The following is a 14,965-nucleotide window of genomic DNA, read 5'->3' on the forward strand; positions in this document are numbered from 1 at the left end:
GCGCGGGTTCCCCGGCGACAACCTTTCTTCTACCCGTAGCGCCAGCCAGCGGCTGGCGAACGGCCCAGCATGGAAATACACATGGCCAAGCAGACTATCAACCTCGGTACCGCCCCCGGCGGTACCGGCGGCGACACCCAGCGCTCCGCCTGGGTCAAGGCCGTCGCCAATTTCGACGAACTCTACCAAGCCGATGCCAACCTGCAGACCACCAAGGCCGCGGCGGGCAACAACGCTGATATCAAGGCATTGACCGGTCTGGTCACGCCCCTGACCCTCGCCCAGGGAGGCACTGGTGGCAAGAATGCCGTCGAGGCCCGCGCGGCCTTGGGCCTGGGCACCGCCGCGACTCGTAACGTCGGGCAGGCGGCAGGCAACCTGTTGGAGGTCGGGGCGTTTGGCGTGGGTGGCAAGTCGTCTCCCAGCAGCGACTCGATCAACCGCATGGAGGGTGGTTTCTCGCTGATCACACCCAACACCCAGTACGTCGGGGCCACCGGCATCAGCTACGGCTCGGTGCTCACGGTGCCCTACAGCGAAGGCGAATTCCGTGGCGGGCAGCTGTTCTTCGGACAGGCGCCTGAGGCCCGCCTGGTGCTGCGATCGGGCAGCTTCGCCACGGCGACCTTCAATGTCATCTACCACACCGGCAATACCACCCGTGCCGCAGACGGCACCCTCAAGGCGATCTGACCATGACCCGAGCCGCAATCAATCTCAACGGCCCGACCGGCGAGGTCATCGACGTGACCTCCCTGGGGCGCAACACGATCAGCAGCCACAAGGCCGGCATCGGTGAATACCGGGTGCAAGGCACCCTCGGCATGGCGCCGCCGCCTGAGGGCTGGGGCTATGTGATCAACCCGCTGGATGCCGGTGTCGAGGTGCGTATCCGACATGTCGCGCCAATCCTGGAGATCAGCGTCAGCCGCGACGGTGTCGCCAGCGATCTGCAGCACAGCCTGACCTTGCACGTGGCGGTCGAGGCGTTACCGCTCGAGCCGCTACCCGAGCCACAGCCCGATCCACTGGCCGCTGCCCTGCGCGAGATTGCCCAGCGGCGTGCACAGGCCGACAGGGCGATCGCACCGCTGCAGGATGCCGTCGACCTGGAAGAGGCCAGTGCCCTGGAGCAGGACAATCTCAGGGCCTGGAAGCGCTATCGCGTCGCGCTGAATCGGCTGCCTGATCAGCATGGGTTCCCGGAAGCCCTCGAGTGGCCGCCTGCCCCGCAATGATCGCTACCCCCAAGCATGAGGAATCGCCCATGAGCGAACTCTCCACACTCAGCGCCACACTCACCGCCAGGATCCGTGAAGCGATGCCGACACTGGCCTCGGTCGACAGCCATGACCGTACCGACGCCATGTCCGCCCTGCCGGCCTTGCGCCACGGCATCCTGCGCATGACCGCCGACGGCGCGCCCCGCGATGGTCGTTCGGTGCTGATTGCCACCTTCGAGGCCGACATCACCCTGGATGCCACGCAACCCGAGGCGCGCTTGCTGGGCAGCGAGCTGGCCGCGCAACTGATGGACCTGCTGCGTCAGCAGGTATGGGGGTTGGACTTCGTCGAGGCCAGCCGCAACGTGCAGGCACAGTACGAAGGCACTGCCTGGAAGGTGCGCTGGGAGCAGCCGATCCTGTTTGGCGAGCCGCAATGGGCCTGGCCCGATCAGCCCGCTGGCAGTCTGCTGCTGGGCGTCGACCCGGACACCGGGCGTGGCAACCAGCACAAGTATGTAGCCCCGGAGGACCTCGCATGAGTTACGCCACGGCGATGCATGACCGCATGCTGGCTTGCCTGGTGATTCCCTGCTCGGTGGTGGCGGTGGACTTGGCCGCGGCCCGGGTACGGGTGTCCGACGGCGACTGGACCAGCGCCTGGGTGCGCTGGCACAGCCAGGCGGCCGGCAAGGCTCGCCACTGGCGGGCACCGAGCCTGGGCGAGCAGGGCGTGTTGATCAGCCCCAGCGGGGAGCCGGCCCAAGGCACCTTCGTGGCGGGTCTCTACGGCAATGCCGGCGCCGTGCCGGACAACCGCGACCATGTGGAGATCTGGCGTTTCGACGACGGCGGCTCGCTGAGCTACGACTGGCAGGCCAGGCGCTATGACATCCAGCTGCCCAGCGGCAACGCGACCATCAAGGTCGGCGCCAGCACATTGGTGGTCAATGACGGCGCCATTACGCTCGATTCCGACGCCATCAGCCTGACCGGCAAGGTCACGGTTAATGGGCAATTGCTGGTGAGCGGCGACATCAATGGTGGCGGGCGGATCATCGATACCGCCGGCAATACCGCTAATCACAAGCACTGAATCCTGGCGCATCCATTGCAGCCAGATTCGAACTTGGAGGGCCGAGATGGCCAAGCAGACAATCAACCTGGGCAGCGCACCCAGTGGCGCCGGTGGGGATACCCAGCGCAGCGCTTTCATACGGACGCAGGCGAATTTCGACGAACTCTATGCCGCGCTGGGCGGCGACAACCTCCCCGCGGCATTGCCAATCGTCCGTGGTGGAACTGGAGCGCAAAGTGTGGAGGGCGCTCGCGCAGCGCTCGGCTTGGGCACCGGCGCCACCGCGAACACAGGGGATCAGCCTGGCCAGTTGATGGTCGTTGCGCCTGGTGGCTGGCTCTGCCCGTCGATCAATGAGCCAGGTGATCTACAAAACGCGCGCTCCACCGGTCTGTATGGCAGTTATCTCGGCAAGAATGCGCCTTATCTAACCGTGCAGGTGTTGTCGACTCGATGGGGACCAGATGTCCGTTGGCAGTCCCAGCTTGCGTTGGGTATTTCGGAAAATCGGGCGTTCTTCCGTTCGGTCATACCAGACCAGGGAGGTACTGCCTGGGCGGAGCTCTACCACACAGGCAATACCACGCGCGGTTCGGGGGGCGTGCTCTCGACAGCATCACCGATTGTGCGCATCACCGATGTCGAGCGCAGTACCCGTATCGACCTGCGGGAGCATACGTTCGAACCTGCCGGTCGCTGGGGCGCCGCCAACGACGAGGCGCGTGGCGTCACAGCCGAACGCCTCGACACCGGTGTTTATCAAGTTCGAGGCAGCCTGGGCCTGGCCCTCGAGGGCTGGCGCATCCAGGACCCTTGCTCGCCGGATGGCGGAAAAGCCCTGGGCCTGACCGAGAGCGAGCAGCACGAGGATGGCACGGTACTGGTCCGCTTGTTCAGGCAGCGCTGGACCCTGGACGATCAGGGTGAGATGCATCTGGGCAAAGGCGAGGCGATTGACGTACCGCTGGACAGCTGGATCGACGTGCGCCTGGTCATGCCGGCCAAGGCCGAACTCAAGGTTCAGCCACCACCCGGGGAGTCCGAGCATAAGCAGGCGTTCCCGAACCGGCAGGATGCCGTGGACCTGTTGACGCACTTGCGCAGCCTGGCCGACCAGACGATTACGCCCCTGCAGGACGCCCTTGATCTTGGAGTCGCCAGTGATGCCGAACTCGATGCTCTGCGAGCCTGGAAGACCTACCGCCTGGGGCTGACTCGGCTGCCCGACCAGGCTGGCTTCCCCAATGAACTCGACTGGCCGATACCTCCCGCCTGACCCGCGGAATCACAAAACACAGCCCGCCCGTGCGGGCTTTTTCATATCAGGAGAACGCCATGCATATACATGAGCAGGATACGCCTGAGTCGGGAGGTGCCCCATGATCGGCATGGACCGCCGCACCGGATTGCCCCTGTCGGGCGTGGCCCACCTGCGTCAATCCATCGAAGACATCCTCACCACCCCACTGGGCAGCCGACGCATGCGCCCGGAGTATGGCAGCCAGCTGCGCCGCTACGTCGACCTGCCGGTCAACGAAGGCTGGAAGAGCGCGGTGCAGGCCGAGGTAGCCCGCGCCCTGGGGCGCTGGGAACCGCGTCTGCAACTGGAGCGGGTCAAGGTGGTGGCCGTGCTCGACGGCCAGGTCAGCCTGGCCCTGAGCGGCCGTTATCTGGGCGATGACGCCCTGGTGGAGGTGACTGTATGAGCCAGGTCGACCTGTCGAAATTGCCCGTCCCTCAACTGCTCGAAGATCTCGACTTCGAGGCGCTGTATCTGGAGGACCTTGCCAGCTTTCGCGCCCATATGGGCAATCGCTGGACCGCCAAACTCGAAAGCGATCCGGTGATCAAGCTGCTGGAGGTTGGCGCTTACCGCAAGCTGCTCAACCGGGCGCGGGTCAACGACGCGGCCAAGGCTTTGCTGTTGGCTTACGCCAAGGAAGGCGACCTCGACCAGCTGGCGGCCAATGTCAGCCTGCAACGCCTGGTTATCCGGGCCGCGAACCCGAACACGATCCCGCCGACCGAGCTCCTCCTCGAGTCCGACGACGCGCTACGCGAAAGGGTGCAACTGGTATACGAGGGGCTAACCACGGCCGGCCCGCGCAACAGTTACATTCTCCATGCCCGCAACGCCTCGGGACGGGTCGCTGACGCCACCGCCGAAAGCCCATCGCCTGCGGTGGTAGACGTCACGGTACTGAGTCTGGACGGTAATGGTATGGCCGGCCCGCCACTGCTGGCGCAAGTCGCCAACTACCTCAACGACGACGATATCCGCCCGGTTGCCGACCGGGTCAACGTGCGCAGCGCCGAGATCTTGCCCTATCGCGTCGAGGCGGTGCTGCACATGGCTGACAGTGGCCCGGAGTACGAAACGATACTCGACGAATGCCGACGGCGCCTGGAGGTGTGGGTCAACCCACGGCGACGATTGGGCGTCGAGGTAGCCCGCTCCGGTGTCGACGCACAGTTGCACATCGAGGGCGTGAGCCGGGTCGAACTGGTGAACTGGACCGATATTCGCCCCACCAAGGCACAAGCAGCCTGGTGCACCGGCATCGACCTCAAGCGCGGTGGCTGACATGGATACGCTCTTGCCGCTCAACCGTACGCCACTGGAATACGCTCTGCAGGCGGCTGCCGAAGAAGACCTCAAGGTCAGCCTGCGTACCCTCTACAACCCGGATACCTGCCCGGCGCACCTGTTGTACCAGCTGGCCTGGGCCTGGTCGGTGGATCGCTGGGACGACCGCTGGAGTGAGTCGATCAAACGCTCGGTGATCCGCTCGGCGTTCTTCGTCCACGCCCACAAGGGCACCCTCGGCGCTCTCAGGCGGGTGGTCGAACCGTTCGGCTACCTGATCGAAGTCGAGGAGTGGTGGCAGACGCAGCCTGCCGGGGTGCCAGGAACATTTGCCTTGAAACTCGGGGTAACTGACGCCGGCATCAGCGAAGAAACATACAACGAACTGTCGTCGCAGATCGACGATGCCCGACCGGTCAGCCGCCACCTGACCGGCCTGGTGATCAGCCTCGAAAGCCGTGGCGTCTTCTACCTGGGCTGCGCGTTGCAGGACGGCGATGAACTCGACGTCTACCCGCCGGCACCCCCTGATCTCATCGTCAGCGGTGCGATCGGACGCGGTGGCCGGGAACACACAATCGATACCTTGGACATTGCACATGGTTGACCAGAATTCACAGTTCTACGCCATCCTCACCAAAGTGGGCGCGGCGAAGCAGGCCAACGCGGATGCCTTGGGCATTCCGTGGAAAATCACCCAGATGGGGGTGGGCGACGCCAATGGCCTCGACCCCACGCCTAATGCCACCCAGACCAGCCTGATCAACGAATGGCGTCGCGCACCGCTGAACCAGCTGAAGGTGGACGACAAGGACAGTTCGGTGATCGTCGCCGAGCAGGTCATCCCCGCAGAAGTAGGAGGGCGTTGGATCCGCGAAGTCGCGTTATACGACGCTGACGGCGACATGGTCGCCGTGGCCAACTGCGCACCCACCTACAAACCGCTGCTTAGCCAGGGCTCGGGCCGCACCCAGGTGGTACGCCTGAACCTGATCGTCAGCACCGCCAGCCTGGTACAGCTGAAGATCGACCCTGCGGTTGTCCTCGCTACCCGTGAATGGGTCACCGAGGAGCTGGCCAGGCAGGACTTCAAGTATTCGGTGCAGGCTGCCACCACCGGTCCCATCACTTTGAATGGGTTGCAGACCATTGATGGCGTCGCGCTGCTGGCTGGTGCCCGGGTACTGGTGAAAAATCAGGCAGCAGCCAAGGACAACGGCTTGTACCAGGTCGGTGCAAGTGCCTGGGTTCGCAGCAGCGATGCCAATACCGATGCCAAGGTCACACCTGGCTTGCTGGTGCTGGTGGAGAAGGGCACGGTCAATGGCGACAGCGGTTGGCAGCTGGTCACCGATGCAACGATCACATTGGGCGTGACGGCTCTGGCGTTCGAGATGGCGTTTGGCCGCACCGGTGTAGTTGAGGGTACGTATCGGAGCGTGCAGGTCGATAAGTATGGTCGTGTCGTTTCGGCGAGCAATCCGACCACCGTGGCGGATTACGGCATCACCGACGCCTATACCAAGAACGAAGTCTTCACCCGGGCGGAAACCTCGAATGCCGTGGCACAGGCGGTTGCGGCCCTGGTTGGTTCGGCGCCGGCCGCGCTGGACCAGCTCAACGAACTGGCGGCCGCGATCGGCAACGATCCGAACTTTGCCGCCACGATGGTCAACGAGCTGTCGAAGAAAGCCACCATCGAACAGGTGAATGCCATTGCAGGTCTGACCGCCGGGCATGTCGCCCACTTCGCGATGAGTGTGCCACCGGCGGGCTGGCTGAAGCGTAACGGCGCAGCGATTTCGCGCGTGACCTATGCGCGCTTGTTCGCGGTCATCGGTACCCAGTTTGGTGCCGGTGATGGCTCGACGACGTTCAACCTGCCCGATGATCGTGGTTATTTCGACCGTGGTTGGTCGGATGGTCGCAATGTCGACCCTGGCCGGGCGCTGTTCACCGACCAGGCCAGTCAGAACCTCGAACACGCACACTCCGGGGCCACTTCGGCCGCAGGCGCCCACGCGCACGTGTCCCTGCTGGTGAGAGAACGTATCGCTGCGGCAATGGTCACCAGTGGCGGTAACGCCGTGCTCGGTGATGAGATGGGCGATGGCGTGAACGCAGTCAACACCGACACGGCGCCGGCCCATGCCCACAGCTTCGTCACCAGCGTCAGCGGCGGCAACGAATCCAGGCCATTCAACCGGGCCTATCTGGCCTGTATCAAATATTGAGAGTGCCCATGACCGATCAAATCAATCAAGGCGCAGTGGCTGCGGTGCAGTTCTACCCAGCTGCCGCCGCCGCTTGGTGGCAACAGGCCGGTGTCGTTGCACCCCTGGTGTGTAACGTCGACCCTGCCAGTGGTGAGTTTCTCGGAGCCTGCGCGGCCGATCCCAGCCCGCTCGAGCCCGGAATCTGGCTGATACCGGCCCATAGCTATTCCATACAACCGCCTGAGTTGAAGGCCGGTTTCGCCGCCATCGTCACGCAAGACGGCAAGCATTGGGACCAAGTGGTCGATCATCGAGGCGTAACGGTGTATCGCACCGCCGACGGTGAGGCGCAGGCCTGGACCAGGCTGGGTGAGCTGCCTGAAGACTTCACGCTGCAAGCACCGACCTCGGACTTCGACATCTGGAACGGCAGTGCCTGGGTTGTCGACCAGGTGGCCAGAGGCAAGGCGCTACGCCAATCGGGCGCCCACAAGCAGGCACTGTTGGTCCGATATGCCACGCTGCGCATTTCCACCTTGCAGGACGCCGTTGCGCTGGAAATGGCAACAGATGCCGAAGCAACGGCGTTGACAGCCTGGAAACGCTACCGGATCGAACTGAACCGGTTGGACCTCTCGGACGCGGCGCCAACTGCCGAAAGTTGGCCGTCGAGCCCTGACGAGACGGCGGCTGCCGACTGGCTGACCAGCCAAGGCTTCGAAGAAGTCGCCTGAATCTGAGCGCCCGCAGCGCCGGGTGTTTTCCTACACCGATCCACCCCTTCCAGGCCCTGCACCCGCAGGGCCTTTTCACACCTGAACCTGGAGCAAACCTACATGAGTGGATTCTTCCACGGCGTCACCGTGACCAATGTCGACACGGGTGCCCGCAACATCGCGTTGCCTTCGTCCTCGATCATCGGTCTGGTCGATACCTTCACCGAAGGCCCGGGCGTCACCGCAAAGGCCAATGACCTGATGCTGATCACCAGCGAGCGCGAAGCAGTGTCTGCGTTTGGTGGCAATGCGGCCATCACCAAGGCCTGCCGCGCCGTCTTCGCTCGCGCCAAGGCGGTTATCGTCGCCTGTGGCGTGGCCAAGCTGGATGACACCGCCGAACAGATCTCGGCGATCATCGGTACCGTCGGGATCAACGGCAAGCGTACCGGCCTGCAAGCGTTGCTCGATGGCAAGAGCCGATTCAACGCTCAGCCGCGTTTGCTGATAGTACCGGGCTACAGCTCGGTCGACACCATCGCCACAGCCCTGGTGACCCTGGCCGACAAACTGCGTGGGATCGCCATCCTGGATGGCCCCAACACCACCGAAGAGCAAGTGCTTGCCTACGCCAAGCAGTTTGGCGCCAAGCGGGCCTTCATGGTCGACCCCGGCGTGCGCTACTGGGACAACGAGGCCCAGGCCACCGTCGATGCACCGGCGTCGGCCTGGGTCGCCGGCCTGTTCGCCTACACCGACCGCGAGTACGGCTTCTGGGCGTCGCCTTCGAACAAGGAGTTCGTCGGCATCACCGGTACCACCCGCGCCGTGGAGTTCCTCGATGGCGATGACACCTGCCGCGCCAACCTGCTGAACAACGCCAACATCGCCACCATCATCCGCGACGACGGCTTCCGCCTGTGGGGCAACCGCACCCTGTCGAGCGACCCGAAATGGGCCTTCGTCACCCGCGTGCGGACCATGGACATCGTCATGGACGCGATCCTCTACGGCCACAAGTGGGCCGTCGACCGTTCCATCACCGCCACCTACGTCAAGGACGTCACCGAGGGCCTGCAGGCCTTCATGCGCGATCTGAAGAACCAAGGCGCGATCATCAACTTCGAGGTCTTCGCCGATCCGGAGCTGAACACCGCCAGCCAGCTGGAGCAGGGCAAGGTGTACTGGAACATCCGCTTCACCGATGTGCCGCCTGCCGAAAACCCAAATTTCCGCGTCGAAGTCACCAACCAGTGGCTGACCGAAGTCCTCGATTCTGTCGCTTAAGGAGCGCACCTACATGGCAATGATTCCCGAAACACTGGCCAACCTGAACCTGTTCGTCGATGGCGTCAGCTTCCAGGGCGACGTGCCCAGCCTGACCCTGCCCAAGCTCACCCTGAAGATGGAAGAGCACCGCCCCGGCGGCATGGACATGCCGGTCGAGATGGACCAGGGCATGGAAAAACAGGAAGCCGCCTTCACCACCACCGGCGTGCGTCGCGAGTCGCTGAAGTTCTTCGGCCTGGCCGACGGCACCGCCTTCAACGGCACCTTCCGCGGCGCCTTCAAGGGCCTCAAGGGCAAGATCAACCCGGTCATCGTCACTCTGCGCGGTTCGCTGAAAGAGATCGACATGGGCGACTGGAAGTCCGGCGACAAGGCCGAGATCAAGCACAGCGTCGCCGTCACCTACTACAAGCTCGAAGTCGATGGCCGCCTGGTCTACGAAATCGACGCCCTGGGCATGAAGCGGGTGATCGACGGTGTCGACCAACTGGCCGCCCAGCGCGCCGCCCTGGGTCTTTAAGGAGAACGTTCGATGGCTCAAGCGAAGAAACTGCCGCAATGGCTGACCGTCAACGCCGAGCGCGTGACCGTGCGCCTGTCGCGTCCCAGCGAAGCCAATGGCGTGCAGGTCGACAGCCTGTCGCTGCGCGCACCGACCGTGCGTGACATCCGCAACGCACAGGCTGGTGGCGTGGCTGACGACGAGCAGCGCGAACTGAACTTGTTCGCCTCGCTCGCCGAGGTTGGCGTCAAGGACCTCGAGGGCCTGGCCCTCAAGGACTACAGCCGCTTGCAGACGGGCTACTTTCGCCTGGTGCAGGACGACGAGGTTTGACCCTGCCCGGCAGAAGGCCGCCGCCAGGCGGCTGGCCAAGGAGCTGAACTTTTCTGCCAGCGAAATCATGACCATGTCGTTCAGCGACATGGTCTGGTGGCTGGCGGATTGAAAGGGGAGACACGGATGGCGAACAGATCAACGACAGCGCTTGGCGCAGTCGGTGTAACCGTCCCGGAACATGCGGGGTCGTTGGAAGGGCTACCTGGCCGCACGGTACCCATGAGGGAGCTGGGGAGGACCCAGCGGCCTGCCGAAGTCGGCGGCGGGGGAAGCACTGCCCCGCCCCCGCAACGGGCGATGGCGCTACAGGGCAAGGATACGCAGGCCGAGTCCTTGAAAGTACAGCAACAGCAGGTCGGGCTGCTTCAGCAGCACAAGGCACTTCTGGAGCGCTCCCAGGGCCCCCGGTCGACCCAGTCGGGGCCTGAGTTGCTGCCCCAGGTCGGCCAGGCGGCGCGCGATGTCGCATCGTCGCTCCTGATCGCGGGCGGTGGTTACCTGGTGGCTAAGGGAGTCGCCCAGGCACCGGCGGCGATTGGCAAGGTTCGAAATGGGCTGGTCGGCTCGACTGACAGCAATGGACAACCTGGCGCCGCCCAGGGTAGCGCATCTGTCCGTCCGGGTACCCTGTACCTGCCGGCCTTGGTCATTGGCAGTACCGATGGTGCGCCAGGCAGTGAGGATTACCCGCTTGGCGCGGATGCGATGCCGACCCCGCTTCCGCGGAGTGATGGATCAGGGCGTTGGACGCAGGCACTACAGGCCGGGAAGTCGGCTACCGGCATGGCTGGGCTGGATGCGTTGACGAAGTTGGTGTTTACGGCGACCACGGCTTCCACTCCGGAGCAGAGGGGGGAGGGGGTGGGTGCCGCCGCCGGTGGTTTCCTGGGGGCCGTGTCAGGGGCAATGTTGGGCGCGGGCCTCAAGCTGGGCGCCCCTACGGCCTCGATGATGCTCGGCTTTGCCGGCGACAAGGTTGGCGGTGTGGTGGGCAAGGAGCTGATGGCAAGGCCCGACAGCGCAGCGCACAGTGCTTCCGTGGCGGGCGTTGGCAACGGGCAGTCGACGCCGTCAGCAGACGCTGCCCCGCCATCGGCGTCGAGTACATTGTGGGGCACCTTGGCCAGCGCCCTGGGGATAGGCGTGGGGGCTGCAGCCTACAAGCATCGTGGCCGTTTACGCCGTCCTGGACGTGGGGTTGGGCTGGACGAACCTTATCCGCTAGGGGCGGATGCCGGACCGTCACCGTCCGGTATCAATCCACCACCTGGGCGTTGGGCCAGGCTGACGGGAGCTTTCAAGGCGGCTGGCAAGCTGCCTTGGCTGGAGGCCGGGGTAAAGGGGGCTTACACCTATGCCACGGCCAAGACGCCCGAGGAGAAGGGGGCGGGTTATGGTGGTGCGATTGGCGGAGCGGTGGGTACGGTGCTGGGGGGGATGTTTCTCAGTGGCGTTGTCGGTCCGCCAGTTGCGATGCTGATCGGCAACATGGTTGGCGACAAGATCGGTGGTGTGATCGGGGGATGGGCTGGAAAGACATTCTTTAGCGCCTCTGACGAACTTCGCAAGAGTCCCCGGCAAGCAATCTCCCTGGGCGATCCGCGGCAGATCACCCTCGCTCCGAAGGGAGAGGTGCTCGATGGGCAGGTCGGCACACGGATGGCCAGACAGCTACTGGCGCCATCGCAGGTGGCGCATTCCAAGCCTCGGGCGGCAGTCGATGCGCGCGCCGCTGGCGGTGTCGAGGTGCCGCTGACGATTGGGCCTGGAGTGCTGATTGGTGCACCTATGGGCAGGTATTTCTCCGAGCGCGCCGCCGAGTTCAAACCGCAGGAAACGAGCGTACCTGTTGGGCCGCTGGCGCTGCCCGATGCAGGACCGCGCCCGGTGCAGAGCCAAGGCTTGGCCACGCAGCCCGTCAGCCAGCAGCTCACGTTCACCGCGAACATGCCTATCACCGTGCAGGGCAGCGTGGACGCACCCAACCAGCTCACCCAGCAACTCGAAGAGGCGGTCCGACGTGTCATGCAGGACCTGCAAAGGCAGGCCTACAACGCACAGCTGGCCGATCATCCCAATCCATTCTGACAGGAGGATCCATGACCTATATGGAGCAGCTGCAAGCCACGCTGCACGCCCTGGTCAAGGCAGGAGAAGCAGGGCGTCGGCATGCCGGCGCCATGCTTGATCCGATGAACGACGCGATCGGCCATGTACAGGGCGCGGTCGTCGTGCTGGAGGGGCTGCCAGTGGTCGGCCCGTTCATCGCCGCCAAACTCCAGCGCACGATGCGCGCAATCACGAATGCCCAGGCTCGGGTTGCCAAGGTAGCGGCCAGGTACGAGCAGACGCTGGCCGTGGTACGCCAGGTACGTGATCGCATCGATACCTTCGCCGGGCATATCGCCAAGGCCGGCACCGCCATAAAGCGGTTGGTAAAGGAGTTACCCTCGGCCGTCAACGGCATGCTGTCGACACTGGGCTTCGCGCCTGAGGCGACGCCGGCCGCCGAAGCTATAAAGCCGTTCCCGCACCTACTGGTGCTGCAACCGCTCAAGGCGGGAGCGGCGCCGTACTACTTCAACCTCGACACCGCCGCCTTCGACCAGTTGCGCCGGCAGACCCGCTTCCGCTGGGCCGGCCAGGAGCGGCTGAGCCGCGACACCGCGCAGCAGGCGGTGAGCCTGGGTGAAGAGACCATCAGCATTCGCGGGGCGATCTTCCCGGGTTTCAAGGGTGGCCTCGGCCAGTTGCAGACGCTGCGCAGCATTGGCCGCCAGTTGCTGCCGCTGTCGTTGACCACTGGCTACGGCGAGGTGCTCGGCACCTGGTGCCTGACCAGCATCGAGGAGGAGCAGAGTGTCCTGCTGGCCGGCGGCATTCCGCGCAAACAAGGGTTTTCATTGGAGTTCGTGAGCTATGGCCAAGACCTGCACAACGTCTGAGGGCGACCTGCTCGACACCCTCTGTCAGCACTATTACGGCCATCTTGCCGGCACGGTCGAGGCCGTGCTGGATGCCAACCAGGGACTGGCGGACGAGGCGCAGCCGTTTCGAGCCGGGGTGAGGATCCTGTTGCCGGAACTGCCGATGACGACCAGCGAAACCTTGCAACTGTGGGACTGACATCGGAGCCTCAATCGTGCAACCCCAATTCCGTATCACCGCCGACGGCAACGACATCACCAACCTGATCAACGACCGTCTGCTGCTGCTGCGCACCACCGATAAACCTGGCCTCGAGTCGGACGAATTCGAACTGCGCATCGATGCCCGCGACGGCAACGTGGCGCTGCCAGCCAGGGGCGCGTTGCTGGAGGTGCACCTGGGCTACGCCGGCCAGCCTTTGAGCCGCCTGGGCCGCTACACCGTCGATGAGGTCGAGCTGTCGGGCCCGCCAGACACCTTGGTGATCCGCGGCAAGGCCAGTGAGCTGCGCGGCAGCGGCAAGACCATCCGCAGCGGCAGCTGGGAGAACACGACGCTGCAGCGCATCGTCGCCGAGATCGGCGCCCGCAATGGTTGGCAGGCGGTGTGCCCGGTGGCCGTGCAGGTGCCGCGGGTAGACCAGTACAGCGAGTCGGACTTCAACTTCGTCACCCGCCTGGCGCGCCAGCACGACTGCACCGCCAAGCTCGCCAATGGGCAATTGCTGGTGCTGCCGCGCCAGGGTGGACACAGCGCCAGCGGCAAGCCTCTGGATGTGGTGGGCATTACACGCACCCAGGTCAGCCAGTGGCAGTTCCGCCTGGCCGACAAGAGCACCCACAAGGCCGTCAGGACCCGCCACCAGGACAGCGCCAGCGGGCGCCTGCAGGCGGTGGAACTGGTCAATGGCGATGCCCCGGACGGCCTGCAGCCGGTTTACACCGACCGTCACCTGTACCCCAACCGTGCGGCGGCGGAACAGGCCGCCCGTGCCCGCCTGGCCAGCTTCAACCGCGACACTGCCAGCGTGCGCCTGGACATGCCCGGGCGCACCGACCTGTTCGCCGAGCGCGCCATCGATGTCCAGGGCTTCCTCGCCGGGCTCGATGGTCTCTACCTGGTCGAGTCGGTCGAGCAGGTGTTCACCAGCAGTGGCTGGCGCACCACCGTGCAATGCAATGGCGGGCGCCAGGGCAAGGCCAGGGCCAAGGGCTCCGCGCCCAGGCGGGCGGGGACGCTCAAGGCCTGAGGCAGGGTGGAGACGGTTTCCCGGTGCCTGCGGGCAAACGCGCTTCCTATAGTCGCTTCTTGCTACTCAATTCGCTTCAGGATCACCCTCATATGTTCATCGACCTTCGCTGTGGGCAGTGCCGCAAGCTGCTGGCCCGCATCACCCCGGTTTCCGAGCTCCAGATCAAGTGCGGCCGCTGCCGTACCTTGACTCATGTGAAAGCCGCGCGCTTCGAGCCATCGCCCATGAGCGAGCCACCGGCGGCACTGGCCGCCGTTAGATCCGATCGCAATGGAGAATGCGCCGATGCCGCTCACTGAACAGCAACTCAAGCAGATCTACCCGCTCGCCGGCCCGCGCGTCGCCGCTTTTTTGCCGGCGCTGAACACGGCCATGGCCAACTGGGAGATCGACCACCCCAAGCGTGTTGCCGCGTTCCTGGCCCAGGTCGGCCATGAGTCCGGTCAATTGCGCTATGTGAAGGAGCTGGGCAACGACAAGTACCTGGCCCGCTACGACACCGGCACCCTGGCCCTGCGCCTGGGCAACACGCCCGAAGCCGACGGTGACGGCCAGCGCTATTGCGGCCGTGGGCTGATCCAGGTGACCGGGCGAAACAACTACCAGGCCTGCAGCCGTGCGTTGTTCGGTGACGAGCGCCTGCTGGCGCAACCGCAGATGCTCGAGCAGCCGCGCTGGGCCTGCGAATCGGCGGCCTGGTTCTGGCACTCGCGTGGGCTCAACGCCCTGGCCGACCAGGGCGAGTTCAACCGCATCACCCGGCATATCAACGGTGGCCTGAACGGCTTGTCCGAACGCCTCGAACTGTGGGCGCGGGCGCGGGAGGTGCTGTGCTGA

19 protein-coding genes are annotated in these 14,965 nt (G+C 64.7%); all 19 read left to right on the forward strand.

The annotated features are described in order from the left end of the window. Positions 1-81 precede the first annotated feature (81 nt). The 19 genes from ACZ9C1_RS24780 (at position 82) to ACZ9C1_RS24870 (ending at position 14,965) form a co-directional block, all read left to right on the forward strand. Positions 82-693 (forward strand): hypothetical protein, encoded by a 612-nt coding sequence (locus tag ACZ9C1_RS24780; RefSeq protein ID WP_476254480.1) that lies wholly within the window; start codon positions 82-84, stop codon positions 691-693. Between the two features lie 2 nt (positions 694-695). After that, complete coding sequence (locus tag ACZ9C1_RS24785; RefSeq protein WP_476254481.1) at positions 696-1,238, forward strand: tail fiber assembly protein; 543 nt, start codon at positions 696-698, stop codon at positions 1,236-1,238. Between the two features lie 29 nt (positions 1,239-1,267). After that, a complete protein-coding gene (locus tag ACZ9C1_RS24790; protein WP_476254482.1) occupies positions 1,268-1,765 on the forward strand; it encodes a hypothetical protein in 498 nt (165 codons plus the stop codon). Beyond that, on the forward strand, positions 1,762-2,319 hold the full coding sequence (locus ACZ9C1_RS24795; protein ID WP_476254483.1) for a phage baseplate assembly protein V: 558 nt from the start codon (positions 1,762-1,764) through the stop codon (positions 2,317-2,319). Before ACZ9C1_RS24790 ends, ACZ9C1_RS24795 begins: the two co-directional genes overlap by 4 nt. Positions 2,320-2,365: 46 nt before the next feature. Continuing rightward, positions 2,366-3,577: a phage tail fiber protein gene (locus ACZ9C1_RS24800; RefSeq protein ID WP_476254484.1), complete on the forward strand. Its 1,212-nt coding sequence runs from the start codon at positions 2,366-2,368 to the stop codon at positions 3,575-3,577. Positions 3,578-3,680: 103 nt separating this feature from the next. Beyond that, positions 3,681-4,007: a GPW/gp25 family protein gene (locus ACZ9C1_RS24805; RefSeq protein ID WP_277503093.1), complete on the forward strand. Its 327-nt coding sequence runs from the start codon at positions 3,681-3,683 to the stop codon at positions 4,005-4,007. Continuing rightward, positions 4,004-4,885 (forward strand): baseplate assembly protein, encoded by an 882-nt coding sequence (locus ACZ9C1_RS24810; RefSeq protein WP_277503094.1) that lies wholly within the window; start codon positions 4,004-4,006, stop codon positions 4,883-4,885. Before ACZ9C1_RS24805 ends, ACZ9C1_RS24810 begins: the two co-directional genes overlap by 4 nt. Before the next feature lies 1 nt (position 4,886). Further along, a complete protein-coding gene (locus ACZ9C1_RS24815) occupies positions 4,887-5,495 on the forward strand; it encodes a phage tail protein I (protein WP_476254485.1) in 609 nt (202 codons plus the stop codon). Beyond that, entirely contained in the window at positions 5,488-7,122 is a 1,635-nt protein-coding gene (locus tag ACZ9C1_RS24820; RefSeq protein WP_277505562.1) for a phage tail-collar fiber domain-containing protein, read from the forward strand. The genes ACZ9C1_RS24815 and ACZ9C1_RS24820 overlap by 8 nt, the downstream gene beginning before the upstream one ends. An 8-nt stretch (positions 7,123-7,130) precedes the next feature. Then, on the forward strand, positions 7,131-7,838 hold the full coding sequence (locus tag ACZ9C1_RS24825; RefSeq protein WP_476254486.1) for a tail fiber assembly protein: 708 nt from the start codon (positions 7,131-7,133) through the stop codon (positions 7,836-7,838). Positions 7,839-7,940: 102 nt separating this feature from the next. Continuing rightward, positions 7,941-9,107: a phage tail sheath family protein gene (locus tag ACZ9C1_RS24830; RefSeq protein WP_277503097.1), complete on the forward strand. Its 1,167-nt coding sequence runs from the start codon at positions 7,941-7,943 to the stop codon at positions 9,105-9,107. A gap of 13 nt (positions 9,108-9,120) precedes the next feature. Then, positions 9,121-9,630 carry a phage major tail tube protein gene (locus ACZ9C1_RS24835; protein WP_023628885.1) on the forward strand — a complete coding sequence of 170 codons (510 nt, stop codon included), beginning with the start codon at positions 9,121-9,123 and terminating at the stop codon, positions 9,628-9,630. 12 nt (positions 9,631-9,642) lie between these two features. Beyond that, a complete protein-coding gene (locus ACZ9C1_RS24840; protein WP_277503098.1) occupies positions 9,643-9,945 on the forward strand; it encodes a phage tail assembly protein in 303 nt (100 codons plus the stop codon). A 336-nt stretch (positions 9,946-10,281) separates the two neighbouring features. After that, complete coding sequence (locus tag ACZ9C1_RS24845; RefSeq protein ID WP_476254487.1) at positions 10,282-12,036, forward strand: hypothetical protein; 1,755 nt, start codon at positions 10,282-10,284, stop codon at positions 12,034-12,036. Positions 12,037-12,047: 11 nt separating this feature from the next. Next, the gene (locus tag ACZ9C1_RS24850) at positions 12,048-12,893 is read left to right on the forward strand and encodes a phage tail protein (RefSeq protein ID WP_277503100.1); all 846 of its coding nucleotides are present in this window, start codon (positions 12,048-12,050) and stop codon (positions 12,891-12,893) included. Further along, positions 12,868-13,074, forward strand: coding sequence for a tail protein X (locus ACZ9C1_RS24855; protein WP_110697816.1), 207 nt, complete (start codon positions 12,868-12,870; stop codon positions 13,072-13,074). Before ACZ9C1_RS24850 ends, ACZ9C1_RS24855 begins: the two co-directional genes overlap by 26 nt. 16 nt (positions 13,075-13,090) lie before the next feature. Beyond that, positions 13,091-14,125: a phage late control D family protein gene (locus ACZ9C1_RS24860; protein ID WP_476254488.1), complete on the forward strand. Its 1,035-nt coding sequence runs from the start codon at positions 13,091-13,093 to the stop codon at positions 14,123-14,125. A gap of 92 nt (positions 14,126-14,217) precedes the next feature. After that, positions 14,218-14,427, forward strand: a complete 210-nt coding sequence (locus ACZ9C1_RS24865) for a Com family DNA-binding transcriptional regulator (protein WP_476254489.1) — start codon at positions 14,218-14,220, stop codon at positions 14,425-14,427. Further along, positions 14,414-14,965, forward strand: a complete 552-nt coding sequence (locus ACZ9C1_RS24870; RefSeq protein ID WP_476254490.1) for a glycoside hydrolase family 19 protein — start codon at positions 14,414-14,416, stop codon at positions 14,963-14,965. Before ACZ9C1_RS24865 ends, ACZ9C1_RS24870 begins: the two co-directional genes overlap by 14 nt.

The organism is Pseudomonas sp. TE21435 (genome assembly GCF_056279265.1).